This window comes from Marinobacter algicola DG893 (assembly GCF_000170835.1).
Classification (GTDB): Bacteria; Pseudomonadota; Gammaproteobacteria; order Pseudomonadales; family Oleiphilaceae; genus Marinobacter; species Marinobacter algicola.
Window position 1 is genome coordinate 39,111 of the sequence record NZ_ABCP01000008.1, and the last position, 26,585, is coordinate 65,695.

Consider the following 26,585-nt stretch of genomic DNA (forward strand, 5'->3'; position numbering starts at 1 on the left):
TAGATCATGGCCATTGAAGGACAAGCAAGAGCGAAATTCCTTTGCGATGCCGAACGCTGCATCGAGTGTAATGCCTGCGTAACGGCCTGCAAAAATGAACATGAAGTCCCCTGGGGCATCAACCGCCGCCGCGTGGTGACCATCGAAGATGGCAAACCCGGCGAACGTTCGATCTCGGTAGCCTGCATGCACTGTTCAGACGCGCCCTGTATGGCCGTCTGTCCGGTGGATTGCTTCTACCAGACCGAAGACGGCGTGGTGCTGCACTCCAAGGATCTGTGTATTGGTTGTGGGTATTGTTTCTACGCTTGCCCCTTCGGCGCGCCCCAGTTCCCGCAGGCGGGTAACTTTGGCAGCCGTGGCAAGATGGACAAATGCACGTTCTGTGCAGGCGGTCCTGAAGAAGACAACTCCACGGCCGAGTTCTCCAAGTACGGACGCAACCGTATTGCGGAGGGCAAGCTGCCGATCTGTGCGGAAATGTGCTCGACCAAAGCCCTGTTGGCCGGTGATGGCAACGAGGTGGCGGACATCTATCGCCAGCGTGTGGTGAACCGTGGTTTCGGTTCAGGCGCCTGGGGATGGGGCACAGCCTACGAGAAGAAGGGTGCTTAAGCCCGCTTGATGTTTCCGGGGCCTTGGTGCCCCGGAATTCGTTGAGGCAAGGATTCTTTTTGTTCATTCCGCTGGAGTGCTTTAATGAACGGTAAAACATTCGGTGCGGCCGTCCTGGTACTGGCGACACTACTCTTCAATCCTGTGTGGGCGCAGGACGTTCCCGAGTCTGACCGGATGTCTGGCGGGGGAGGCCAAACCCTCGAAGACATCATGGCCCGCCAGGAGAAGCAGAAAGCTGACGGGGAATCCCGCTCGAAAGAAACAGGCAATCCCGCCAATGCGGCGCCGATCAACGAGCCGCTGGGCACCCGTGGTGGGCGCTCCGATGCGGACGTCTGGCGAGGCGTTCGCTACGACGACATCGACATTGAAACCCAGGTTCGCAATCCGGCCGCCGATGTTCTGATTCAGGACGGAGGCGTGCGCTGGTATCAGTTGCGTGAAGGGCCGGTCATCACCTACGGCGGCGGTGCCATTCTGGGCTTCATCGCATTGCTGGTGGTGTTCTACCTTGTTCGCGGCAGGATCAAAATCGAAGGCGGCCCTGCGGGCACCACGATTGAACGATTCAAAGCCGTCGAGCGGTTCGGCCATTGGTTGCTGGCTGGCTCGTTTATCGCCCTGGGCCTGACGGGGCTAATCACCCTGATGGGGCGCAGCTTCCTGATCCCGGTCATGGGGGCCGACGCCTTTGCCACCCTGGCTGCCGGCTCCAAATGGATCCACAATAACGTTGCATGGGCGTTCATGCTGGGGCTGGTGATGACCTTTGTCATGTGGGTAGCCCATAACATCCCCAACAAGCTGGACTGGCAATGGCTCAAGGCCGGCGGTGGCATCTTCACCAAGAGCCATCCGTCCGCGAAGAAGTTCAACGCCGGCCAGAAGATCATTTTCTGGACCGTGATGGTGCTGGGCGTCTCCGTGTCTCTCTCCGGGCTGTCGCTGCTGTTCCCGTTTCAGATGCCCATGTTTGCCGATACCTTCGGCATCATGAACAGTGTTCTGGGAACCAGCTTCCCGACCGATCTGGCGCCCCACGAAGAGATGCAATACGCCAACCTCTGGCACTCGATTGTAGCGTTCGTGATGATGCTGGCCATCATCGCCCACATCTATATTGGCTCGGTTGGTATGGAAGGCGCGTTCGATGCCATGGGTAACGGCCAGGTTGATGTAGAGTGGGCACGCCAGCACCACGATCTGTGGGTGGCCGAAGTTGAAGCCAAGCAAGGCAAAGGAGGGTCATCGTGAAGGTTATGATTTCAGCGTTTGTCGCGGCCCTGGTGATTGCCTTTGCCGCTCCGCTCGTTCTCGACCAGTTCGGGTGGTCCTCAGCCGCGCAAACCAGCAGTGAGAGCGTGCGGCTTGACTGAACAATCCCGGAAACAGGAAATGGAGGTTTACCAAATCGATGCCATCGGCTTGGTATGCCCCCTGCCCGTTCTGCGTTTTAAAAAGCGCACCCAGGGCCTTCCCAGCGGCACGCAGGTTGAATTCCTGGCCGATGATCCCAGCGGCCGCCGGGATTTACAGGTGCTGTGCGAACTGACCGGGCACCGGGTTGAATGGGTTCGCGAGGAGGATGCCGGGGTGCTTCGGTACCGCATCTGCCTGGCTTAGCGGTTGCATCGGAACGGACCCGCTGCGGTCAGAGCATGCTGGTTCAAACCATCCTGCGGAAAATACCATCCCCACGGAGCATATGGCGAAAGGCCGCTCCGATATGGCCGGCGACCAGAACACCTAACGTTATGGCAAGCCACCCGTGTATTGCAAACAGGCTCGCAGCCAGCTCTTCGTCCTCTGGCACCAACGGCATCGCGGGCAGCTGGATATCGCCAACTATGCCCAGGGCCGGAAACGCCGTCACACCGGCCCAGCCAAACAAAGGAGTTAACACCAGCAACACATAGATCAGGTGATGCACACTTTTCGCGGCAACCTGCAATGCACGAGGCATGCTCTCCGGATAAGGGGGACTTTTCACCCCAATTTTCACCGCGATCCGCAAGATCATCAGTAGCAGCACGCTGAAACCAATGGCTTTGTGCGCACTGTACAAAGTGTTCGTCAGCGCCCCCCAGATATCAGCTTCCGCGCGCGACGCCATCCAGAGTCCGACAGGTATCAACGTCAGAACCATCAGCGCCATTACCCAATGCAGTACCCGCCAGCCCGCGGGGTATTTCTGGACCTGTTGCATACGCCTTCTCCATCAGCGAATTTATTCGTGCACTCTCCAGAGGCGGTGCCATGCAGTCTTATGAAAGCATAGTTCATGGAGTCGAATTCTACTTTCTCCATCCGGATGCTGGTAATGTGCTATACGATTATCAAAGCCCTTAACGGAGAGCTCCAGCGGCTACGCGTCTAAATGATCTTCAGGCTCTTTCCCTTTCTGAAATGGGCCAGGCCCACGAGACGGCAATCCCGGGCGGATGCCATTGCCGGCATCACGGTCGGGTTGGTGCTGGTTCCCCAGGCCCTGGCATACGCCCAACTTGCGGGAATGCCTCCCGTTACCGGTCTCTATGCGGCACTGCTGCCGGGCATTGTTGGGGCCTTGTTCGGTTCATCGTCAATGCTTGCGGTCGGGCCTGTGGCATTGACCAGCCTGCTGACCTTTGCAGCGCTGCAACCGATGGCCGAAGCGGGATCCCCGGAATGGGTGGTGATGGCGATATGGCTCGCGCTCTATTCCGGGCTCATGCAGTTTCTTATGGGCGCGTTCCGCATGGGCATTCTTGCCAATCTGATCTCGAACGCTGTCGTTCAGGGATTCGTAAATGCGGCTGCCGTCATCATTATCGTTTCGCAGATCCCTTCCCTGTTGGGCTTCGATACTGGTGCCGGTGAAAACTGGCTATCCACGATCTGGCAGGAATGGCAACACGCTCCCTGGCGGCTGATTGCAACCGCCGGGTTCGGCCTTGGTGGCGTGGCCGCTTTGCTGTTACTCGGGAAATTGACCGCGCGCCTGCCTGCAGTGATGGTGGTTACCCTGATTGGCATCGCCGGCAGTTACCTGCTGGGGTTTGGAGACCTTGGTGGCTCGGTTATCGGGCCGGTTGGCAGCGGACTTCCCCATCCTTCATTGCCTCTGACACTCTCCGTTGACCAGCATCTGGCGCTTCTGCTACCTGCTGCAATCATTGCACTGATCAGCTTTACCGAAGCGATGTCCAGTTGCCGCACCATGTCGCGCATAACGGGGGAACCGTGGGACCGGAATCAGGAGTTAATCGGTCAGGGGCTGGCAAAAATGGCCAGCGGCTTCAGCGGAGCCTTCCCCGTCAGTGGTTCATTCTCTCGCACGGCGCTGAATGCCTACAGTGGCGCGAAAACCGCGAGGGCATCCCTGATCGCCTCGCTGGTGGTGCTGATCTCCCTTTTCGGATTTACAGAACTCCTGTATCACCTGCCGACCGCTATTCTCGCTGCCATCATCATCGTGCCCGTCACCCGGCTGATTGATGTCCGCTCGCTTACCCGATTAAGTCGTGAAAACCCCAAAGACGGCGTGGTAGCTCTCGTCACTCTGGTGGTGACACTGGTCACCGTGCCAAACCTGTACTGGGGCATACTGGCGGGCATGGCAGCGTCTTTGCTCGCCTTCCTTCATCACCATGCCATGCCGCGAATCATTGAACTGGGGGTTCATGAGTCAGGTGGATTTCGTGACAGGCATCTTTACCAGCTGCCGCCGATTGCCGAGGGGGTTCTCGGGGTTCGTATGGACGCCTCACTCACTTACCTGACGGCACCTGTTCTGGAGCGCTCTATCCGCAAGCGAGTGGATGCTGACCCGAATCTGAGAACCGTGCTGATTTCAGCGTCGTCCCTGAACCAGGTCGACTCTACCGGCCTGGACACCCTGCAGGACATCTGGTCTTTTCTGGATGCCAGAGGCATAACCCTCTACCTGTCTGGCCCAAAACTTCCGTTGAGAGAAGCCCTTTCAAGGACAGGACTGGCGCAACTGATCAAAGAGGAGAACATTTTTGCGACCGACGCGAAAGCGATTGAGGCATTGACGTAATACCTGGGCCAACACCCAGGCACACTGTTCAACTCGATTGCTCTTCGAAAAATGTCCACAGCGGTGCCGGGCGCCCAAAGAAGTATCCCTGTAGATAAACCCCCGGATGGAAGGCTTTCAGGAAATCCGCATGTTCCTGCGTTTCGACACCCTCCGCCACAACTCGAACATTCATGGATTCGCCGATACGTTTCACCATATCGACGATATCGGCAGAGGTGGAATCGCTTAGCGCCGAGAGCACAAACGACCGGTCAATCTTGATTTCCGATATGGGCAGCCGGCGCAGTTGGGATAGCGAGGAATACCCCGTCCCGAAATCATCCAGTGAGAACGTGCAGCCAAGGCTCCGTATCGTTTCCATCTTTTCGACAACGGCATCCACATCCTTCACCATCACGCTTTCCGTCAACTCGAACGTAATCAGCGCCGGTGGATAACCCGAGTCCGCAACCAACCGGAGGATCGTCTCGGCAAAGTCCTCTTCCGCCATGTGCTTGGCGGAAATATTGATCGAACAGCGAAGTTGTCGCGAATCCGCTTTCATATCGGCCAACATTCCCAGGCACTCGCGAACGATATGGCGCTCCAGCGCGACAATCTGCCGGGTCCGCTCGGCAAAAGGAATGAATTCGCCAGGCCCCAACAACCCTCTTTCCGGATGATTCCAGCGAACCAGCAGTTCGATGCCCGCCAGTTCCCGGTCCGGGCTAAGTTGGGGCTGGGCATACATCGCAATTTCGTTCTCAGTAATCGCTCGGGTCAGTTCCGACTCCACCGCCATTTGCCGCCGGATATTCTCGCTCATGGAATCTTCAAACACAGCAACAGCCCGGTGTGACTCCTTGGCATTTCGGTGCGCCGTTTCGGCATGGCGCAAAGCCAGCGATGGCATGTCTGAGCTTTCTGTTGGGTACAGCGCAATGCCACCGGTTGCCTCTATCGTCAACGCCCCTTCCGAGCGATAAGGAACGGGTTCCCGCAGCGCCTCCTGAATACGCTCGAACAACCGCAGAGCTATCCGGTAGGCTTCGTCCAACGTCCACTGCTTTGGTGCCAGCACGATTCCAAATTCATCGCCGGAAAGACGGGCGATGGAATCGTCTTCGTGGCAGGCATTTCTGAGCCTCTCGGCAAAGGTCTGAATAACGATATCACCACAGTCGAAACCATAGGTTTCGTTTATGTATCGAAAGTTATTGATATCAATAACGATCACCGCAGTGGCCATGCCGCCGTGATGACACAGCTTCAACACGGTACTCAATTGGTCCAGGAAAAGAGCCCGATTGGGGAAACCGGTAACAGGGTCGCGCCAGGTCAGTTCTTCCAGCCGCTGCTCGGTTTCTTTCAGGTTGGTGATATCGTTAAAAACCGTCACATAGTGGGTCACCTGGCCGTCGTCAGCCCTTATGATGCTGATCGTTCGCAGCTCCGGGTAAACCTCGCCATTCCTTCTGCGATTATAGATTTCCCCCGACCAGTGATTATGAACCCCCAGATAGTCCAGAATACTGGTGCTGTCCTGGCGCTTATCCACGCGCATATCAAGAATTTCATGATACCGACCTAGCGCTTCGGCTTCGGAGTAACCGGTAATACGGCTGTAGGACGGGTTTACTGCGGTGATCTTTCCTTCGCGATCAAGCACCGCAATGCCTTCCGAGGTCGACATGAAAGCCTGCTCATAGAGGTTCTTTGAGGCAGCGGCACGGTCCTTTTTCTGTTTCTGTTCCTGCATCAAGCGCCAGTTCAACTGGTCCATTTGATGCAATCGTTCGCTTAACGTTTGATTGAGCTCGACCATGTGATCAAGCATGCCCTTCAGGGAAATGTGGGTGCGCACTCTTGCCCGAACAGAAGGAATGTTGATCGGCTTGCGAATAAAATCCACGGCCCCCGCCTCAAACCCCTTTTCTTCACTGCCAGTGTCCATGAGTGCCGTGATGAAGATAACAGGAATATGCTGAAGCTCCTGACGTTGTTTCAACCGTCGGCACATTTCCAGACCATCCATGTCCGGCATCATGATATCCAGTAGCAACAAATGAGGGCGCTCTCCCTTATCGAGAAGCCTCAACGCCTGTTCCGCGCTGGTGGCCACGATAATGTCATAATCGCTTTTCAGTGCTTCCGACAACACGCGTATGTTGGTGGGTTCGTCGTCCACAACCATGACTCTGGGTTTCACCTGAAAGAGGTGCGTTCCGATCGAGTCGTCCCGGTCCAGCTTAGATGGCAGGTCTGACACAGCTACGCCCTCCTTCTCTTTTTGCCTCATACAGATGTTGGTCCGCAGCTTCCATCAGCTCTGAAGAATTCGTCGCTTTATGAGGAACGACGGCGAAGCAACCGACTGACACTGAAAAGTCAGGGCAGGATTGCCCACTACGGCGACACTTCTCGTGTTCGGTTTCCAGAACCTCCTCCAGACGCCTGGCAGCCCGAACCGTATTATTGAGTGTGGCGCCGGGCAGCATGGCTACAAACTCATCGCCGCCAAGCCTTGCCACCAGATCGCCAGCGCGGCCGAACGCCTTTTCCATGGACGTCGCCAGAAGCTGCAGACAAACATCACCCTGGGCGTGCCCGTATTGATCATTAATGCCCTTGAAATGGTCCATATCCACCAGAGCAAGGCCGAGGGAAAGCTCCTGTCGAAGAGCCCGTCGCCACTCCAGGTCCAACTGCTGCTCAAACATCCGCCGATTGCCGATCCCGGTCAATGTATCCCGCAACGCCTGGGCAGCCAGCAGATCCGTCTTGCGTTTAAAATCAACAAAGGTGGAAACCTTGGCACTCAAGATGATCTTATTGAAAGGTTTGAGGACATAATCAATAGCGCCTTCCCTGAACGCCTCTTCAATGTCACTGCTCTGGTCGGAAGCCGACATACAGATCACCGGCAGTTCCTGATAGGAGGGGTCCGACTTCAAGCGCTTCAGAAACTCAATACCGTTGCCATCGGGCAGGTAGAGGTCAAGCAGCACAAGGTCCATATCCGGAGAGAGGCATCGCTCTGCCTCTGTCAGCGTCTTGGCAACAACGAGTTCACAGGCCGAACCCAGTATCCCCACAAGACTGGCTATACCGGTCGGGTTATCTTCCACAACAAGTACAACTGGCTGTTCTTCATTGCTCATTGTCTAGCCTATCCCCTCAATGGGACATCATCCAATAGTGCGAGTGCGAGCTGAAAGTCATAAACCTCCAACGCTTGTCTCAGTTGGTTCGCCAGTGTCATCTGGCTGCTGGCAATGAGGTGATTCAAGATCATCCTCAAATCTTCATCTTCAGCGATACGATTGCCACCCAGTTTGGTCTTTACACGAGAAAGCACGGTTTGTAACTCCGCATCGGTTTCAGCGGTATGACCGCCAGAGGAGATCAAGCCGAAGTGCTGTTCCAACCGACGACCATGATCAAGAAGCAGGTTGAGCAGTTGGGGCAACATCGACAGCGACGTACTATCCTCTGTAGCGTTTTCAACCTGGCCAGCGACCAGAGCAAGTTCTGTGTCCGCAATACTGGCGGCCGCCCCCTTGATTTTGTGCGCCATGTGGCGGGCATCTTCCGCCCGCGTTGCCCGCCGGACATCAGCAACCATCTCCGCGGAACTGGCAATAAAGCTTCTGACACATCGCGTGAACAAAGCTTGATCATCACTGAAAAGACGGTCGTAAGCCTGGCGTGAGATAAACTCCGGCATGCCCGATACTGGCACCTCAGTGTCGTCGGCTACCTCAGGTGTGTAAACCACTGAACGGCGGTCTTCAAAATAGGTCTCCAGCAGCAACTGAATATCCTTGGGAACCACAGGTTTGGTGAGATAGTCCTGCATTCCCGCCGCCTTGGCCGTCATGCGGTCATGATCGGAAATAGAGGCCGAGAGTGCAACGATGATTGAATCACCCGCGTTGGCACAGCCATGGATGCGCTCTGTCACTTCCTGCCCGGTTTCACCGTCCAGGTGGAGATCCATGAGTATGAGATCGAAGCTCCGTTGCCTTAAGTGCTCGATGGCCTGGTCCCCCTTCTGGACAGATTGCACATCGACACCAAACGAACCCAGGTAGCTTTCAACAATCTCACAGTTCAAGGGCACATCATCAACAACCAGTGCAGACAGTCCCTTGAACTGGGGTTTTCCCCCTCCCGGGATATCCGGAGTATTTCCGTGCCTTTGGGAGAAGTGCTCAAAGAGTTTTGACGGCGTCAGTGGCTCAAAGGCCATGTGTCCGCCGGAGCGTTCAAAATCTGCGGACCATTCCCGCCTATAGCCTGCCGGGGCGATAATCAGTATGGCCCAGAGCGGGTAGCTACCGGGATGGGTCAAGATTTCGGTCACGAAGCTGTCCAGCAGGCTCGGTTCCGTGCCTTCCATGTCGATCAGGAAGAATCTGTCTTCGACGTCTTCAACCTTTGCAATAGTCTCAAGGATACCTGGCCACTGGGCCATATCATCGACGGCTTCAAGAGTCAGGCGCCAGTGCTCCCGATAATCCTCCAGCAAGGCCAGATTGGCGCGAAAACCGTAATGGAAGACGTGAATCGGCCTTCCCGTTCTCGCGGAACTTACCGTGCCATCGTCCTGGGATACGCCCACCGGCACCAATAGCTGGAACGTAGAGCCTTCACCAACATCGCTCTTCAGGGTCAGTTCCGCCTCCATCAGATCTGCCAGTCTTCGGCTGATGGCAAGGCCCAACCCGGTACCACCGAAGTTCCGGCTCGTGGATTCGTCCGCTTGCCGGAAGTTCTCAAAAACCCGCCCCTGGTCCTCGGGTTTGATCCCCACGCCGGTATCCGCGACTTCAATACGGAGATAACCACTTGCCTGGCTCTCAGCCCGATAATCAATCCTGACATCAATACCGCCCTTACGGGTGAACTTGACAGCATTGCCGACAAGATTGGTACATATCTGGGAAATCCGCAGCAGGTCGCCCGCGACCCGATTGGGTGTCGTGGGATCAATGGACACCCTGAGCTTCAGGCCTTTTTCTTCCGCAACAATGGCGAACAGGTCGACGCTACGGTGAACCAGCGCGTCGATATCAAATGGATGGATATCCAGCTCAATGTGATCCGCCTCAATCTTGGAGAGATCCAGAATGTCATTCAGAAGTTGCAGGAGGGCCTCAGACGCCGAGAAGGCTTTCTTCACAAGCCGCCGGGGGTGATCCTCAAGCCCGGCTTCCTGTAGCAGCACCAGCACGCCGATAATGGCGTTCATGGGGGTGCGGATTTCGTGGCTCATATTCGCAAGGAAGGCCGTTTTGACGGTCACTGCCGATTCCGCCTCCTGCTTCTGCTCCTTGAGTTCCGCATTCAGAACTTCCAGTTCTTTTTCACGCTGCACGATCTCGGTCACATCAATCGTGGTCGCCATGAAGCACTGTTCACCCTGCAACGTTACCGGGTGATAACTGACCACAACATCGCGGATCTCACCATTGCGGTTCTCAAGCGAGGCACTGGCCTGGACACTCCTGCCTTCCAGTGCTTGCTGATAGTGAATGTTGCGTTCTTTGACCAGGTCAGGGCCAAGCAACTGCTCCAGATTCTGGCCAATGGCTGCTTCTTTGCTGAAAGGAAACCAGTGCTCGCCATAGGCGTTCATGAAACGGCAGTTCAGTTGAGAGTCCCAGACAGACACGGTCAACGGAAGGTTGTCGGTCAGTGTGTTGATAAAATCCAGGCTTTCCCGCAGCTCAGACGTTTTCTCAACAACCTTGCTCTCAGCGCGACGACGCGCGTCAGCCATGAGCGTAAAGACCAGAAAAATCAGGGCATTGATAACCAGCCCGCTGACGAGAATGATGATGGGCTGTTTGCCGGCGTTAAACGTTTCGAAGCGCAGTGTGGTCTGGACGTCGAAATGCCACCGACGACCATACATATCCAACACATAGGACGCCTCGAACATGGGCGTGGGGTCGTAATTGTCGCCACGGGTTTCATCGAGTTCGCTGTACAGGCGGGATTCACCATCCGTAACCCGAAAGTGAACAAGCCGGTTGATGTTGGCGAGCGTGCCTTCCATCAGTTTCGACATGATAAAGGGCGCGTAAACCAGCCCGCTGAACAACGACTCACGTTGATCGGTCGGTGGCACTTCTGCGGATTGGTAGAATGGCCGGTAGAAAAGGAATCCGGGTGTTTTTTCCTCATCCTGTACCAACACGATAGGGCCCGTGATCTGGGTTTCGCCGGTTCTCATCGCTTTGAGCGCCGCCTGATACCGATTCGATTCATGGGCCATGTCGAGCCCGACAGCCGCCCTATTGGACGCCTCTGGCTCAATATAAACAATGGGCCAGAAATCATCGCCGCTATGGGAAGGGTGAATCCGGAAGTGGGAGCGTTCCTGTTGCTTTTGCGCGATATAGTCGCCCAGATTCTCCGCGGCAACGCGTTCAATAACGCCAATACCATTAATGCCCGGCAAACGCTCCTGAAGCGCCAGCACTTCGCTGAAACGCTTCCACATCTGCAGGTTCACGCCGTCTTCTGAGGCCCGGATGGCACCAGCACCGGACATCAACGCAAATTCGTACTTCTGCATCCGGTCCCGCAGAAGTTCGTTGAGCTGTTCCACCTGATGGTCAAACTGCTCCCTGGCCTTCTCCTCTGCAATTCGGGATGAAACCTGCCAGGCGGTGAGGGTAAGAAGTAACGAGAGGGAAATCACCACCCAATGGAGTAAGGACAGCGATCGAAAAGACTTCCATGCGTCAAACATACCTCGGCCCACTCCCTGTCAGGAACAACACGATCAAGTGTAGTTCAATTTCGGAGTGAGCACGAAAGCACCAACGTCTCAAAAGCCTAATAAATCCAGACTTTGAACCTGATGCAAGAACGTTTCGGTATTCCGCCTGCTACATGGCTTGCAGGCGGAACAACGCAATTTTATTGATCTCGCTCAGTGCGCGCTGAAATTCCTGCTCGGGAGAGTTGTCAATGCGCTCTTCGAACGACGCCAGTATCTGGTGTCGATTACTGCCCCGCACCGCCATAACAAAAATGAACCCGAACTTGGCTTTGTATCCCTCGTTCAGCCTGACAAAGCGCTCAAACTCTTCCGGGCTGCAATCCTGAATGCCCGCACCGGCCTGCTCGGAAGTACTGGAGGCCGTCAGTTCTCCACGCATAGCGGCTTTGCCTGCGAGGTCAGGGTGGGCGTTGATCAATGCCAACTGGGTGTCGCGATCCGCACTGAGAAGGATGTTGGCCATCCGCTCATGCAGTTGTTCGACTTCATCACATGTTTCATCGATGCCCATCTCATAGGCTTTATCCGCCACCCACGGTGAATGCTCATAGATGTCCGCAAATGCGGCCACGAAATCCTCGCGCCCAAGGCTGGACGGAGTCAGCGTTTGAAAACGGCTCATTGTCTGCTCCTGATATTTCAATGTATGCGGTTGGTACCCGAATCATAGAGCGCCAAACCTAAAATATCGTATACAATTAACATAGACATCAATGCGAGGCAATTCTTTTTGCGGGCCGTTAATATATCTGACTTCAACATGACACCCACTCACCACTCCTGATCCACAATTGATCTAAAAACAAGAATTTTAGTAAATTATAGGATACAATATTTTAACTTTATGTATTCATTTATAATTGAATTATGTTACTCTTTGATCAGGTCATCGTGGCCACGGCGGGAAGGTTTTGTGACATTCGATCTGCGAACCTTACCCGCCCTCCTGCAACACACTCGACTTGCCTCAGTGTGTTTTTACCCGCCGCCTGGCGGGTTTTTTTTGCCCCTTTCTCCGACTCATTGATGGCCTGGAGCGCCGAAAGGTGGCGCGTGACTGGATCAGGCTCGGCTAAACGGGGTCTTTTCTCGTATACTATCCCACTACCAGATTCCGTACTTCCACCACCTCATTCGCGAGACATTATGAGCAAACAAGCGCAGCCCACCAAAAGCCTGAACCGAGCCGAGAAAAAACGGACGGGGGCGACAAGCGACACCATATACGCCCACATGTTCGACGCTATTCTTGAGCATCGGCTGGCCCCGGGAACCAAGTTGAGCGAAGAGGCGTTGGGAGAAATATTTGGCGTCAGCCGCACGATTATCCGGCGGGAGCTGTCGCAACTGGCCCATGAGGGTGTCGTTTCGATTCGCCCCAACCGGGGCGCGATGGTGGCCAGCCCAAGTGTGGAGGAAGCTCGCCAGATCCTCTACGCAAGGCGATTGGTCGAACGTGCCATCACGGAGCTTGCGGTTCAGCACGCCACTGAAGAACAGATTGATGAGCTGCGGGGAATGGTGACAGAGGAGCATGACTGCTTTGCCCGCGGGGATCGGGGCGCCGGTATCCGCTTGTCTGGCGAGTTCCACCTGAAACTGGCCGAGGCGGCGAACAACGCCCCCTTCGTTGGTTTCCAGCGCAGCCTGGTTTCTCAGACCTCGCTGATCATCGCCCAATATGAAAAGGGCACCCGTTCGCACTGTTCCTATGATGAGCACAACCAGTTACTGGATGCGATATCCGCCCGTGACACCGACAAAGCCGTGTCGTTGATGATGCATCACATGGATCATATCGATGCAAAACTGAACTTTGACAACGAAAGTACAACCGATGACCTGCATGCGGTGTTTTCACACATCGGCTTTGCCCGGAAAAAAGCCGGCACCAAATAACAGGGGCCGGCCAGGGTATTCACGTGTGGTAACGCTGTTGATGGTCGGCATTGCCCCCCCCACATGGACCTCAGGGCTCACATGGATTTCGGAAGCACCAGAATGGCCCGGAAATCATTAACGTTGGTGCGAGTCGGCCCCGTGATGATCAAACCATCGAGTGCCTCGAAAAAACTGTAGGCGTCATTGCGGGCGAGATAGCTGGCAGGATCAAGCTTCAGGGCCTGAACCCGCGACCAGTCATTGGGGCCAAAAATGGCGCCGGCGTTATCTTCGGAGCCATCAATACCGTCCGTGTCGATGGCCAACGCGTGAATATTGGACGCTCCCTGAAGAACCGAGATTGCACCCAGGAGGTACTCAACGTTGCGACCTCCTCGCCCTTCACCGGAAACCGTAACGCTGGTCTCGCCACCTGAAAGGATCAATAGGGGTTCTTTGAGGTCTTTTTGCAGCTTCAACGCCATTGTCGCATGCTCGCCTCCGAGTTCCCTCGCCTCTCCTTCAAGATCGTCACCCAACACACGAACGTCTAAACCGGCCAGATTCGCGGAGGCCTCGGCGGCCCGAAGTGCATCACAGGCCCTGGCCTGAACGATCGTGCGATCAAGTCCGAATTCGGGTGAGTGCGGCTTGGGCGCGGTATCGTCACTGAGCAGGTGGCGACGCACGGCCTCCGGAATGCCTATGGAGTACCGCTCCAGTATTTCCAGGGCGTCCATTGGCGTTGTCGCGTCTGGAATGGTTGGCCCTGAGGCGATGAGCGCGGGATCGTCGCCGGGCACATCGGAAATCAGGTAGGTAATCACCCTCGCCGGATGGGCGGCGACGGCCAAGCGCCCGCCCTTGACTCGCGAAAGGTGGCGCCGCACCGTGTTGATCTCCCGGATCGGGGCGCCACAACGCAACAGCGTCTTGTTGATGGCCTGCTTTTGCTGCAGCGTCAGCCCTGGCGCCGGCAGTGTCATGAGCGCGGAACCGCCCCCTGAAATCAAAGCGACAACGAGATCATTCTCGGTCAGCCCGGCCACCGAATCGAGCATACGCTGGGCCGCCTTTTCGCCCAACTCGTCCGGCATGGGATGGGAGGCCTCCAATACCTCGATGTGACGACATTCCGCGCCATGCCCATAACGGGTAACAACCAGGCCGGAAAGGTCGGCATCGTCGTAGGCGTCAGCCCACGTGCGCTCGAAGGCCGCAGCCATTGCCGCCGCCGCCTTGCCAGCCCCAATCACAACGGTACGTCCGGACGGGCGTGGCGGTAGCTGGCCGGCCGAAAGCAGCGTATCGGGATGGACGGCGGATACCGCCGTTGCGGCAAGCTGCCTGAGCCAGACATTCACTTCTGTCGGATGATCAAAGGACAGCGAATCAGACAAGGCGTGCATCTGCGGCTCCTCGCAACGGATAGAAATTAAAGAAACGACGTGGTACGCCGGCGCGCCCCCAATCGCGCCCTAATGGCCGGTGCCGAATCGACACCGGCCATTGGGTTTGAGTGCTGCGCCGGCAACTTAACTAGGCACCGATTTCGTGGTCAGCCAGCTTTTCCAGGGCCTTCACAATGCCTGCGTGGTCCCAATCCGCACCGTTGTTCGCGGCGCAGGCCTGGAACAGTTGCTGGGCATTGGCGGTACCAGGCAGCGACAGATTCAGGCTGCGTGCACTTTCCAGGGCCAGGTTGAGGTCCTTCTGGTGCAGGCGAATACGGAAGCCAGGGTCAAAGGTACGCTTGATCATGCGCTCTCCGTGCACATCGAGGATCTTCGACTGAGCCAGACCGCCCAGCAGGGCCTCACGCACTTTCGTCACATCCGCTCCGGCTTTCGAGGCGAAAAGCAGGCCCTCTGCCGCGGCCTGGATGGTCAGCGCCACCACGATCTGGTTGGCAACCTTGCAGATCTGGCCAGCGCCGTGCTCGCCAATATGGGTGATGGTCTTACCCATTACCTCAAGGACAGGCAGCGCCCGGTTAAAGCCTTCATTGGTACCACCCACCATAATGGTCAGGGTTGCGTTAACAGCGCCACCCTCGCCACCAGACACCGGGGCATCGACGTACTCACCACCAGCCTCGGTGATGCGCTTGGCAAATGCCTGGGTGGGGATCGGCGCGATGGAGCTCATATCGATGACCAGCGTACCGGGCTGGAGGCCTTCAACAATGCCGGCCTCGCCAATCAGCACTTCCTCAACATCGGGGGTATCCGGAACCATGGTGATGATAATCTCGGCCTGTTCCGCAACTGCCTTGGGGCTATCGACTTCTTTCATGCCCTTGGCCGCCAGGCCTTCGTCCAGAGAGCCATACTTAACGTAGGTTACCAGCTCGTGGCCTGCTTCCAGCAGGTGTCCGGCCATGGGCCGACCCATAATCCCGAGACCAATAAATCCGATCTTGCTCATAATCCTCTCCTTACTCACTTTTTTGTTGAATGACCTTATCGTGCGTTATCCAGCCAGCCGAGACCTTCGAGCGTTGTCGCCGCAGGCTTGTACTCGCAGCCGATCCAACCCTGGTAGCCCAGGCGATCAAGATGACCGAACAGGAACGGGTAATTGATTTCCCCGGTGCCGGGCTCGTGGCGCCCTGGATTGTCCGCCAGCTGCACATGGCCGATTTGTGAAAGGTGCTTTTCGATGGTCGGGGCCAGGTCGCCCTCCATGATTTGCATGTGATAGATGTCGTATTGCAGTTTCAGGTTGTCGCTACCCACGTCCTCGAACAACGCCAGGGCCTGCTCCGTCCGGTTGAGGAAGAAGCCGGGTATGTCGCGGGTATTGATGGGCTCGGCGAGCAACAGGATGCCCGCCGCTTTCAGTTTTTCGGCGGCGAAGCGCAGGTTGTCGATCAGGGTTCTACGGGCCTGTTCTTCGCTTACTGTGTTAGGTCGGATACCTGCCAGACAATTCAGTTGCTTGCACCCGAGCACGGTGGCGTAGTCAATGGCCAGGTCGACGCCTTCACGGAACTCGTCGACCCGGTCCGGGTGACAGGCAATACCGCGCTCACCAGCCGCCCAATCCCCAGCCGGAAGGTTGTGCAGCACCTGGGTAAGCCCATGGGCATCCAACTGCTTTTTGATGTCTGCCGCGGGAAAATCGTAGGGGAAGAGATACTCGACGCCCTGAAAGCCTGCCGACGCGGCGGCCTGGAAGCGATCGAGAAAATCCTCCTCGGCGAACAGCATGCTTAGATTCGCTGCAAACTTAGGCATTTTTGGGTCTCCTACTCGTCCATTTTTGGGTCTTCGCCCCCTACCTGACACCTGATGCTTTCCACAGGTCGGGGGCGATTGATTGCGATACTCAGGTCAGGCTGGCAATTGAGGTCGGCGCATCGGTGACGTTCTCTACCAGTGCTTCGAACTCGTTAACACCGTCAAGATCGGTCCCCATGGCAATGTTGGTCACACGCTCAAGGATGATCTCCACCACAACCGGCACCCGGTGTTCGTGCATCAGTTGTCGCGCCTGTACAAACGCCGGGCCAATGTCATCAGGCTTGGTGACCCGCAACGCCTTGCACCCAAGGCCCTCGACAACCGAGACGTGATCAACGCCATAGTCGTTTATCTCGGGGCAGTTGACGTTCTCGAACGACAGCTGCACGCAGTAGTCCATGTCGAAACCACGTTGCGCCTGACGGATCAGCCCCAGATACGAGTTGTTCACGAGGACATGGATATAGGGCAGCTTGAACTGCGCCCCGGCAGCCAACTCCTCAACCATGAACTGGAAGTCGTAGTCCCCGGAGAGAGCGACGACCTCGGCCTCGGGATCGGCACGGCATACACCCAGGGCAGCTGGAATGGTCCAGCCCAACGGCCCGGCCTGACCGCAGTTGATCCAGTGCCGCGGCTTGTACACGTGCAGGAACTGGGCTCCGGCGATCTGGGACAGACCAATGGCGGTCACGTACCGGACATTCTTGCCGAACACCTTGTTCATCTCTTCGTAGACGCGCTGCGGCTTGACCGGCACGTCGTCGAAGTGAGTCTTGCGCAGCAGTGTCTGCTTGCGCTCCTGGCATTCCTGGGCCCAGGCTCCGCGATCCTTGAGTTTGCCTTCGGCGCGCCACTCCTTGGCCACGGTAATGAACAGCTCCAGCGCCGCCTTGGCATCAGAGACAATCCCATAGTCCGGCCCGAAGATACGGCCGATCTGGGTGGGCTCGATGTCAACATGAACAAACTTCCGGTCCTTGGTATAGGCCTCGATGCTACCGGTGTGCCGGTTCGCCCAGCGGTTACCAATGCCCATCACGAAGTCGGACGCGAGCATGGTGGCGTTGCCATAGCGATGGGACGTCTGGAGCCCCACCATGCCGGCCATCAACGGGTGGTCATCGGGAATCGTCCCCCAACCCATCAAGGTAGGAACAACGGGAACACCCGTAAGCTCTGCAAACTCAACCAGCAGGTCGCTCGCATCACTGTTGATAACGCCGCCACCGGCAACCAGCAAGGGCTTGTCGGCCTCGTTCAGCAAGGTCAGCGCTTTCTCGATCTGTGCCCGTGAAGCCGCCGGCTTGTAGGCAGGCAACGATTCGTAGGTGTCCGGATCAAATTCGATCTCGCTCATCTGTACATCGATGGGCAGGTCAATCAGAACGGGACCGGGGCGGGAGCTGCGCATCAACTGGAACGCCTGCTGGAACGCCCGCGGCACCTGGGCCGGCTCGAGGACGGTAACTGCCCATTTGGTGACAGGGCCGGCGATGGCCTGGATGTTCACCGCCTGGAAGTCTTCCTTGTGCAGTTTGCTTCGCGGCGCCTGCCCAGTGATGCAGAGAATGGGTATGGAGTCGCCTGTGGCAGAGTACAACCCGGTGATCATGTCGGTGCCAGCGGGTCCTGACGTTCCGATGCAAACACCGATGTTGCCTGCTTTGGTGCGGGTGTAACCCTCCGCCATATGAGAGGCCCCCTCCACGTGGCGCGCGAGGACGTGGTCAACCCCTCCAACTTTGCGCATAGCGGAATAGAACGGGTTAATGGCCGCTCCGGGCACTCCAAAGGCAATATCGATACCTTCTTTCTTCAAAACGTGAACAGCGGCTTCTGCTGCGGTCATGCGAGTCATGGTGTTTCCTCCGAAGTAAGGTTGTTCTTGTAGTCGAGGCGATGCTCGTCCCGGCGCTTGAAACGTCAGTGCACCGTCGGTAAAAGGTTGAATGGGAATTCAGCCGGTAAATCAGTCAGATAGGTCGAGGAGCACACGCACCTCCATTCCGTACTCGTCGCAGTTGTGCCCCGGACCGCCGCGATCGATAACCAGGAATTCGCCTTCCCGATCCAACACCGACTGCACGGCGTGCCAGGTACCCGCGCGGTAATTCACTCCCTGGAAACCATCGGTGACAAAGGCGCGAACTTCATCAGGGCTGATCGTGTCGCCTGGGGGTGCGACAACAACCAGGAATCGCTCCTCGTGCAGGGGCATGAAGGCCTGGCTGCCTTGCGGGTGGCGCTCCAGGAACGACAGCTCCAGCGGTAACGTCACCGGCTGGCTTACAAAAATACTCACCAGAACCCGTGCCTCATAACCGAGCAGCTCCACTTTCGCCAGATCATGGTGGCGCTGGGTGCGCCCCGCGTTGATGGGAAAGGAGTCAGCCGTGCGCCGGTCAATAACATCCCCGAATTCGGCGAATGCCTCCGGGCTCAACGGTTGTGCTTTGAGTTCCAGCATAAAAATGTCCTCGTCTCAGCTCAGCGCGAACCGAATCCGCTGAGTTTCATGTGCCGGTTCACGTCCTTGTAAAGCAGGTAACGGAAAGGTCCCGGTCCACCGGCATAGCAGGCTTGCGGGCAGAAGGCGCGAAGCCACATGTAGTCACCCGCCTCCACTTCAACCCAATCCTGGTTGAGGTGATAAACCGCCTTCCCTTCCAGCACGTAAAGGCCATGTTCCATCACGTGGGTCTCGGCAAATGGAATGACTCCGCCGGGCTGGAAATTGACAATGTTGACGTGCATGTCATGGCGAATGTCCTGCGGATCAACAAAGCGCGTTGTCGTCCAGCGACCCTCAGTTCCCGGCATCTCAGTGGGCGTTATATCCATCTCATTGGTGACAAAGGCCTCAGGCACATCAATGCCGTCGACATGCTCGTAGGCTTTTCGCACCCAGTGAAAACGCAGCGTCGAGTTGCTCTCGTTGAACACCTGCCAGGACGCACCCGGCGGGATAAAGGCATATCCGCCCTCCTGCATCCGGTGTTGTTGGCCGGCGATGGTCAGGGCCATCTCGCCTTCAACCACAAACAGGACCCCTTCCGCGCATGAGTCCAGCTCTGGTCGCGAGCTTCCGCCCCCCGGGGACACCTCCATGATGTACTGGGAGAAGGTTTCGGCGAACCCGGACAGCGGCCGTGAAAGCACCCAAAGCCGGGTCTTTTCCCAATGCGGCAAGGCACTGGCGACGATATCCCGCATCACGCCTCTGGGAATGATGGCGTAGGCTTCGGTAAAAACCGCACGGTCAGACAACAACTGGGTCTGAGGTGGATGCCCGCCAGCGGGAGCGTAGTACGTAGGTTTGTTCACAGATCGATTGCTCATTGCTGCTCCTTGGATGAGAGCGGGTGGTGGTGCTCGGCCCAATGGCGTGCAATATCCACACGTCTCGTAACCCAGACACGATCATGCGCTTCTATGTGATCGAGGAATCGCTGCAGGGCCCGAAAGCGTCCCGGCCGGCCTACCAGCCGACAGTGGAGACCAACGGACAGCATCTTTGGCGCATCCTCACCCTCGGCATAAAGCACGTCGAAGGCGTCTCGCAAATACTGGTAAAAGTCCTCTCCGGTGCCGAAGCCTTGTGCCGAAGCGAAGCGCATGTCATTGGTGTCCAGGGCATAAGGCACCACCAGGTGGTTGTGCATTTCGCCCTGGCTATCGTACTGACGGGTCCAGAACGGCAGATCATCCCCGTAGTAATCGCTGTCGTAGAGAAAGCTGCCTTCGTCCAGTACCAGACGGCGCGTGTTCTCGCTGTCGCGCCCGGTATACCACCCAGCCGGTTTCTCACCGTATAAAGTCTCGAAGATCTCGATGGCCCGACGCATGTGCGCGCGCTCTATACTTTCCGGAATATTCTGGTAATGAATCCAGCGCCAACCGTGACAGGCGACCTCATGACCCAGCTCTTTAAAGGCATGGGCAAGCTCGGGGTGCCGCTCAAGCGCCATCGCTACACCAAACACTGTCAGTGGCATGCCGCGGCGCTGAAACTCGTTCAGTACCCGCCATACCCCTGCCCGGGAGCCATACTCATAGATGGATTCCATGCTCATGTGCCGGCTTGGATACGCCTCGGCCCCGGCGATTTCAGACAGGAACTGCTCCGAATGCGTATCGCCATGCAGAACGCAGTTTTCTGCACCTTCCTCGTAATTGAGAACGAACTGCACGGCAATGCGTGCCCGGCCAGGCCAATTTGCATGGGGAGGCTCAGAACCGTAACCAATCAGGTCTCGGGGGTAATGGTCTGGATTAGCCGGACTCATCAAACAACTTCCTTCTTCCAATCCGTTTGGCAGGCCGCTGTTACCAGCGCGCCCTCAATTAACATTGTATACTTAAATATACTATATTGTATCCAAATAGAACGCAACCGTCATTCACCCCAGTTCTTGATGATTTCGCGCTCTTCTTCGGTCATGTTCGTGGTGTTGCCCAAAGGCATGTAACCGTTCGCCACAACCTCCTGGATCTTGGCCTGATGGCTAAGTATCTGATCAACCGCATCAAACGCAAAGCCCGCTGGCGGAGCCGAAAACGCCGGGTTCTCAGGTTGCTTCGAATGGCATCCCGCACAGTGCTGTTCAATGGTCGCGCCCACTTTGGCAGCAAGGGGGGACTCACTTGTCTCATGCGTCGTTGTATTGGGCTCGGCGTTCGCCTGAGCCGTTGCCACTTGGGACTCTCCCGTAGGCGCGGCCACCCAGAACGTCAGCAGGATCAGCACACCACCGGCCAGAAGGTAGGAAGGTTGGGTTTTGCCCGCATGCATCAGTACGAAAAACTGGCGGATAACGGCGCCGGCAAATATGAGCAGCGACATGACCAACCATGCCTGAGCCTCTGTATAGGCGAAGGCATAGTGATTACTGATCATCAGCAGAACAACGGGAAGCGTGAAGTAGGTATTGTGGACAGAGCGTTGTTTACCGCGCTTGCCATCAATAGGATTGGGCTCCTCGCCCGCCTTCATGGCATCGACCATGCGGCGCTGGCCCGGAATGATCCAGAAAAAAACGTTTGCGGACATGGCTGTCGCCATGACAGCACCGGTCAGAAGGAACGCAGCACGGCCAGCAAACAATTGCGTGCTTACATAGGCAACAACGACAAGCAGCACCCCTACCGCAATACTCAGAATGCCGTCGCGCTCCATGTTGGGGCTTATGCGCTTGCACAACTCATTGTATACAACCCACCCGAATGCCAGGAAAAGCACCGCCGCAACGTTGGCCTGCCATCCACTTAACTCAGCAGCCCACTGCCAACTGCTATTGGTGTTCACCAGGTAGAAGCCCGGGTTGACCATATAGAGAATAACGAACAGCGCGAAACCCGACAGCCAGGTGGTATACGACTTCCAGAACGACCAATGCAGGTCGGCAGGCAAGGTACCCGGGCTGGTGGCGTACTTTTGGTTGTGGTAGAAACCGCCCCCATGCACGGCCCACATCTCACCAAAAACCCCCTTCTTTTTGCAGTTTTCGGCCTGTGGCGGCTTAAGGCTGTTATCCAGCATCACGAAGTAAATTGACTCGCCAATCCACGCAATGGCTGCAATCACATGAAGCCACCGCAACATGAAATTCACAAAATCCAGAATGTAAGCTTCCATTAACCTGTTCTCTTGTTCGCACTGTTGTATTGATGACTGACCATCTCGACTCAGCTACCGCGATAGGTGGAGTAGCTATAGGGAGAAAGCAGGAGGGGCACATGAAAGTGCTGGGAGGCGTCAGCCACGCCGAAACGCAATGGGATAACATCGAGAAAGCGCGGTTCGTTAGCCTCTACGCCCTGGCGCCTGAGGTAGTCACCAGCGTGAAAGACCAGTTCGAACTGGCCTTCGGTAAAGGCCTCTCCCTCAAGAATTGGAGCATCGCAGCGACCATCATCATTGGTGGTGACTTCTTTCAGCAAGGTGCGCGATTCACCCTCCAGCCGGTATACCTCGATACGAATACCCTGTCCGGGGCAACCCAGCGAAGTATCCAGTACGTGTGTGGTAAGGCGTCCCATAAAGTTCTCCTGTCATGTGATGGCAGCTGGACCGCTGAAACCAGCGGCCCAATGGATCCGATGATGAGCGCTGGTCAGAAGTGGAACTTGACCAGGGCGCTAACGGCATTCTCCGTATCGATGTTCGGGCTACCGAATTTATTACGCCAGTACGAGTACTCTATACCGGCATACAACACGCCAGCCTCTCCCGTGAAATGACCAAGGTCGAGTTTGAACTGGGGGTTGATGTGCAAGTCCGCACTCTGACCACCGCTTACCCCTGATGAATAGTCGACAAACCCGTCAAAGAGAAACGCCGCACTGCCCAGTTCGAACGGCACACCCCAGGTTACGGTCAACTGCCAGTCGTCTGGCGTGTCGAACGCGGTATTGTTTTCAACATAGTAGGCATTGGTATTGAAGTACTGAAATCCAGGGATGTCCCAGCCCAATCCAAGCCCATACATGTAGTTGTTCGCCTCTACCCCACCATCGAACTCATACTGGGTTGCCAGGTAGACGTCTTTAACCGGCCCGAAGCCCAGATCCTGGCCGCTCAGCCAACTCAGGCTCAGGCGGGGCGCGAACTCCCCATAGGTGGAGTCAGCATTACCTGAATCCCCCTGGACCTGATAGCGGTCAATGAAGAAGAACGTATCCCCCCAGTTATGGGCGGTCGCGTTTTCAAAGGTAAACACAGTCGCAGACTCTTTTTGAGAGCCAAAGATTTCATAGTCATCGCTATAAAGCAGCGACACACTGGAACTGCCGAAGAATTTTTCAGCGTGAGCAACCGGAGCAAACGTGGTGAAAACGCACGCCGCCAGCAGGATTTTTTGCAACAGTTTCATTATTACTACCTCTCGTGTTGTTGTTTTGGGGTAAAACCTCGGGTTTTGGTCAACCATGCGCCTTCTTCCGTCACAGGAAGGCGAACTTGGCGATAAAGATGACACAGAGAACATACAGGCTGACGGATACCTTTTTCCTCTGCCCGGTAAGCAGCTTCAACGTGGCATAGGTAACGAAGCCCAGTGCAATGCCATTGGCGATGGAGAAGGTCAGCGGCATCATCACCACCGTAATGATGGCCGGAATGGTGTCGGTGATGTCCTTCCAGTCGATGTGGGCCATCCCACTCATCATCAACATAGCGACGTATATCAGCGCACCTGCGGTCGCATAGGCCGGGATCATTCCCGCAAGCGGTGCAAAGAAGGTTGCCAGCAGGAACAGCACGCCGACAGTGACGGCCGTCAGACCAGTGCGACCACCGGCGGCCACGCCTGAAGCGCTTTCAACATAGCTCGTTACCGGCGGGCAACCCACAAAAGAGCCCAAGACACTGGATGTACTGTCCGCTTTAAGGGATTTGGAAAGGTTTTCTATCTTGCCGTTCTCGTCAACCAGGTTTGCACGATGAGCCACCCCCATCAGTGTTCCCGCGGTGTCGAACATGTTCACGAAGAGAAACGCGAGTACAACGCTGATCATGCCCACGTTCAACGCGCCCGCAATATCCATCGCCAGCCAGGTTGGCCCCAGGCTGGGCGGGAGCGACACAACCCCGCCATATTCCACAAGCCCCATGCTCCAGCCGATCCCCGTTACGACGAGCATGCTCAGCAGGATGGCGCCGAAAACGTTGCGGTGGCTGAGTACCGCGATCAGCAAAAAGCAGATGGCAGCCAGCAGTGTCGAAGGCTCACCAAAAGACCCCATCGTCACCAGCGTCGCAGGGCTGTCGACGACAATGCCCGCCGTCTTCAAGCCAATAAGCCCGAGAAACAGACCAACCCCCGCCCCCATGGCAAAACGCAGGCTCATCGGAATGCTGTTAAGCAGCCATTCGCGGATTCGCGAGAGGCTCATAATCATAAACAGGATGCCGGAGAGAAAGACCGCGCCGAGGGCAACCTGCCAGGTATAGCCCATTTCGCCGACGACGGTGTAGGTAAAAAATGCGTTGAGCCCCATGCCCGGTGCCAGTCCCACCGGCCAGTTGGCGTAAAACCCCATAAGCAGGCAGCCAAGTGCCGCCCCCAGACAGGTGGCGACGAACGCAGCACCATGATCTAGGCCGGCCGCAGCCATAACATTGGGGTTAACGAAGATAATGTAGGCCATGGTTACGAAGGTGGTCAGGCCCGCCATCAGCTCAACTTTCACTGAGCTTCCATGCTGACGGAGCTTGAAAATGCGCTCGAGCCAGTCCGTTCTCGCTAACGCTCCGAGCGAGCGCTTCTGCTGATCGATGTTTTCCACAAGGTATTCCTCATCATTGTTGTTTTCTATCACCCAGAGCAGAGCCCTTGAGGCAGGTGATGGCTGGTTTGCCTATATCGGTATTTCCTGACTTATCGGTCAGGAACCACAACTCCGATTATGCTTTTGTATACAACAATTGCAACAAAATTCTTATAACGATTGTGCACAAGAAGAAAGAAGGACCCGAAGAGGTAGGGTAGAAAGGCTCCAAACCAGGGGTGGGCGTGCCCATCATCGGCAACGGGCAGCCCGCCAGTGGCATGCTATCGACGGTGAACGGACGCGCCCGCGCTGAAGGTTTCCTTCACCACGCGGTCATCCCCAAGAATCATGAGGGCAAACAGTGTTTCCTCCAGACTCTTGGAATGCTTCAGGCGGTAGCTGACCAGAGGCGTGGCCTCATAATCCAGCACCACAAAGTCCGCCTCTTTCCCGGCCTGCAGGCTGCCAATCCTGTCATCAAGGTAGAGAGACCGGGCTCCGCCCAGTGTCGCCAGGTAAAAGGCTTTGAAAGGATCCAGCTTCTGCCCCTGCAGTTGCAGCACCTTATACGCCTCATTAAGGCTTTGAAGCTGTGAAAAACTGGTACCCGCCCCTACATCCGTACCCAGGCCAACGCGCACCCCATGCGACTCCAGGTGCGCCAGGTCGAGCAACCCACTGCCAAGGAAAAGGTTCGACGTCGGGCAAAAGGCAACCGCCGAGCCAGTGTCACCCAAACGCCTGCATTCGTCGTCATGCAAGTGAACACCGTGCGCAAACACTGACCGTTCGCCAATCAGGCCATGGTGGTCGTATACATCGAGGTAACCATCCCGTTCCGGAAACAGCTCTTTGACCCACTCAATCTCCTGTCGGTTCTCGGAAATGTGGGTGTGCATGTACAAGCCCTGGAATTCCTTGAAGAGCTTGCCTGCGAGCTCGAGCTGCTCGTTGGAACTCGTCGGTGCAAATCGGGGCGTCACCGCATAGGACAAACGGCCCTTTCCATGCCAACGCTCAATAAGCTCCTTGCTGTCCGCGTAGCCGGATTCCGCTGTATCCACCAGGTAGTCCGGAGCACAACGGTCCATCAGCACCTTGCCCGCAATCATCCGCAGGTTGAGTTTGGACGCGCGCTCGAAAAAGGCATCCACTGACTGCTTATGGACGGTTCCGAAAACCAGAGCCGTCGTCGTTCCGTTTCTCAGCAGTTCGCGGAGAAAGATGTCGGCCTGGGCGTGAGCGTGCCGGGAATCATCAAACTGCCCCTCACAGGGAAAGGTGTAGGTTTCCAGCCAGTCCAGCAACTGAGCGCCATAGGAGCCGATGATTCCTACCTGCGGGTAATGGATATGGGTATCGACGAAGCCCGGTGTTATCAGGGCATTCTCGTAGTGAACGACCTCAACCTCAGGAGACAGCGATGGTAACACGCTTTCCGCCCTGCCCACCTCGACGACCATGCCGTCCTCGACCACCAACAGGCCGTCTTCAAAATACTCATAGGAACGTTCCGCACCCACCACGCCCGGGTCGGCGATGCAGTGGAAAACAGAGGCACGGTAGGCTTTGCACTGGGACATGGTCACTCTCGTCAGTTTTGTTGTCGCATTGGTTTTGTTCGCGACGATTGGATTGCGTGTCTCAGAGAAATTTAAACAGGATTGGTAGCTCGGTCAATAAAAAACTGACCAATAAGTCAGGAAATTTTCATGGCCGAGAGCCGTCGATGGCATACGACGGCGGT

The 26,585-nt window shown here is 56.3% G+C and carries 23 protein-coding genes; 6 read left to right on the forward strand and 17 right to left on the reverse strand.

Annotation, left to right across the window (positions count from 1 at the left end):
• Positions 1–6 precede the first annotated feature (6 nt).
• The 4 genes from fdh3B to MDG893_RS07990 all read left to right on the forward strand — a co-directional run bounded on the left by fdh3B (position 7) and on the right by MDG893_RS07990 (position 2,241).
• Positions 7–615 (forward strand): formate dehydrogenase FDH3 subunit beta, encoded by a 609-nt coding sequence (fdh3B, locus tag MDG893_RS07975; RefSeq protein ID WP_007153241.1) that lies wholly within the window; start codon positions 7–9, stop codon positions 613–615.
• Between the two features lie 84 nt (positions 616–699).
• On the forward strand, positions 700–1,872 hold the full coding sequence (locus MDG893_RS07980) for a formate dehydrogenase subunit gamma (RefSeq protein ID WP_007153242.1): 1,173 nt from the start codon (positions 700–702) through the stop codon (positions 1,870–1,872).
• A complete protein-coding gene (locus MDG893_RS21300; RefSeq protein ID WP_007153243.1) occupies positions 1,869–1,994 on the forward strand; it encodes a hypothetical protein in 126 nt (41 codons plus the stop codon). The genes MDG893_RS07980 and MDG893_RS21300 overlap by 4 nt, the downstream gene beginning before the upstream one ends.
• A gap of 19 nt (positions 1,995–2,013) precedes the next feature.
• On the forward strand, positions 2,014–2,241 hold the full coding sequence (locus MDG893_RS07990) for a sulfurtransferase TusA family protein (protein ID WP_007153244.1): 228 nt from the start codon (positions 2,014–2,016) through the stop codon (positions 2,239–2,241).
• A gap of 43 nt (positions 2,242–2,284) precedes the next feature.
• On the opposite strand, the gene MDG893_RS07995 is transcribed toward MDG893_RS07990, so the two are convergent.
• Complete coding sequence (locus MDG893_RS07995; RefSeq protein ID WP_007153245.1) at positions 2,285–2,824, reverse strand: cytochrome b; 540 nt, start codon at positions 2,822–2,824, stop codon at positions 2,285–2,287.
• A 171-nt stretch (positions 2,825–2,995) separates the two neighbouring features.
• On the opposite strand from MDG893_RS07995, the gene MDG893_RS08000 reads away from it, so the two are divergent.
• A complete protein-coding gene (locus MDG893_RS08000; RefSeq protein WP_007153246.1) occupies positions 2,996–4,660 on the forward strand; it encodes a SulP family inorganic anion transporter in 1,665 nt (554 codons plus the stop codon).
• Between the two features lie 28 nt (positions 4,661–4,688).
• On the opposite strand, the gene MDG893_RS08005 is transcribed toward MDG893_RS08000, so the two are convergent.
• From MDG893_RS08005 to uraD, 4 genes are all read right to left on the reverse strand, one after another.
• Entirely contained in the window at positions 4,689–6,911 is a 2,223-nt protein-coding gene (locus MDG893_RS08005; RefSeq protein WP_007153247.1) for a GGDEF/EAL domain-containing response regulator, read from the reverse strand.
• Positions 6,892–7,803, reverse strand: a complete 912-nt coding sequence (locus MDG893_RS08010) for a GGDEF domain-containing response regulator (protein WP_007153248.1) — start codon at positions 7,801–7,803, stop codon at positions 6,892–6,894. Before MDG893_RS08010 ends, MDG893_RS08005 begins: the two co-directional genes overlap by 20 nt.
• Positions 7,804–7,811: 8 nt before the next feature.
• Entirely contained in the window at positions 7,812–11,405 is a 3,594-nt protein-coding gene (locus MDG893_RS20480) for a CHASE domain-containing protein (protein ID WP_007153249.1), read from the reverse strand.
• Between the two features lie 139 nt (positions 11,406–11,544).
• Entirely contained in the window at positions 11,545–12,060 is a 516-nt protein-coding gene (gene uraD, locus MDG893_RS08020) for a 2-oxo-4-hydroxy-4-carboxy-5-ureidoimidazoline decarboxylase (RefSeq protein WP_007153250.1), read from the reverse strand.
• Positions 12,061–12,584: 524 nt separating this feature from the next.
• Here uraD and MDG893_RS08025 point away from each other — a divergent pair.
• Entirely contained in the window at positions 12,585–13,337 is a 753-nt protein-coding gene (locus MDG893_RS08025; protein ID WP_007153251.1) for a GntR family transcriptional regulator, read from the forward strand.
• A 77-nt stretch (positions 13,338–13,414) separates the two neighbouring features.
• Here MDG893_RS08025 and MDG893_RS08030 read toward each other — a convergent pair whose 3' ends face one another.
• The 12 genes from MDG893_RS08030 to guaD all read right to left on the reverse strand — a co-directional run bounded on the left by MDG893_RS08030 (position 13,415) and on the right by guaD (position 26,421).
• Positions 13,415–14,728 (reverse strand): glycerate kinase type-2 family protein, encoded by a 1,314-nt coding sequence (locus tag MDG893_RS08030; protein ID WP_007153252.1) that lies wholly within the window; start codon positions 14,726–14,728, stop codon positions 13,415–13,417.
• Positions 14,729–14,858: 130 nt separating this feature from the next.
• Positions 14,859–15,749: a 2-hydroxy-3-oxopropionate reductase gene (locus MDG893_RS08035; RefSeq protein WP_341857556.1), complete on the reverse strand. Its 891-nt coding sequence runs from the start codon at positions 15,747–15,749 to the stop codon at positions 14,859–14,861.
• Positions 15,750–15,781: 32 nt separating this feature from the next.
• Positions 15,782–16,558 carry a hydroxypyruvate isomerase gene (gene hyi / locus MDG893_RS08040; RefSeq protein WP_007153254.1) on the reverse strand — a complete coding sequence of 259 codons (777 nt, stop codon included), beginning with the start codon at positions 16,556–16,558 and terminating at the stop codon, positions 15,782–15,784.
• A gap of 91 nt (positions 16,559–16,649) precedes the next feature.
• Positions 16,650–18,425: a glyoxylate carboligase gene (gene gcl, locus MDG893_RS08045; protein WP_007153255.1), complete on the reverse strand. Its 1,776-nt coding sequence runs from the start codon at positions 18,423–18,425 to the stop codon at positions 16,650–16,652.
• A gap of 111 nt (positions 18,426–18,536) precedes the next feature.
• The gene (locus MDG893_RS08050; protein WP_007153256.1) at positions 18,537–19,034 is read right to left on the reverse strand and encodes an ureidoglycolate lyase; all 498 of its coding nucleotides are present in this window, start codon (positions 19,032–19,034) and stop codon (positions 18,537–18,539) included.
• A 20-nt stretch (positions 19,035–19,054) separates the two neighbouring features.
• The gene (locus tag MDG893_RS08055) at positions 19,055–19,891 is read right to left on the reverse strand and encodes a bifunctional allantoicase/(S)-ureidoglycine aminohydrolase (protein WP_244264403.1); all 837 of its coding nucleotides are present in this window, start codon (positions 19,889–19,891) and stop codon (positions 19,055–19,057) included.
• 11 nt (positions 19,892–19,902) lie between these two features.
• Positions 19,903–20,853, reverse strand: a complete 951-nt coding sequence (gene puuE / locus MDG893_RS08060; protein ID WP_007153258.1) for an allantoinase PuuE — start codon at positions 20,851–20,853, stop codon at positions 19,903–19,905.
• Between the two features lie 110 nt (positions 20,854–20,963).
• Positions 20,964–22,202 (reverse strand): urate hydroxylase PuuD, encoded by a 1,239-nt coding sequence (locus MDG893_RS08065; RefSeq protein ID WP_007153259.1) that lies wholly within the window; start codon positions 22,200–22,202, stop codon positions 20,964–20,966.
• A 50-nt stretch (positions 22,203–22,252) separates the two neighbouring features.
• Positions 22,253–22,606 carry a hydroxyisourate hydrolase gene (uraH, locus tag MDG893_RS08070; RefSeq protein WP_007153260.1) on the reverse strand — a complete coding sequence of 118 codons (354 nt, stop codon included), beginning with the start codon at positions 22,604–22,606 and terminating at the stop codon, positions 22,253–22,255.
• Between the two features lie 74 nt (positions 22,607–22,680).
• A complete protein-coding gene (locus MDG893_RS08075; RefSeq protein WP_007153261.1) occupies positions 22,681–23,439 on the reverse strand; it encodes an outer membrane protein OmpK in 759 nt (252 codons plus the stop codon).
• 70 nt (positions 23,440–23,509) lie between these two features.
• Complete coding sequence (locus tag MDG893_RS08080; protein WP_007153262.1) at positions 23,510–24,886, reverse strand: NCS2 family permease; 1,377 nt, start codon at positions 24,884–24,886, stop codon at positions 23,510–23,512.
• Positions 24,887–25,119: 233 nt separating this feature from the next.
• A complete protein-coding gene (gene guaD / locus MDG893_RS08085; protein ID WP_007153263.1) occupies positions 25,120–26,421 on the reverse strand; it encodes a guanine deaminase in 1,302 nt (433 codons plus the stop codon).
• Positions 26,422–26,585 lie beyond the last annotated feature (164 nt).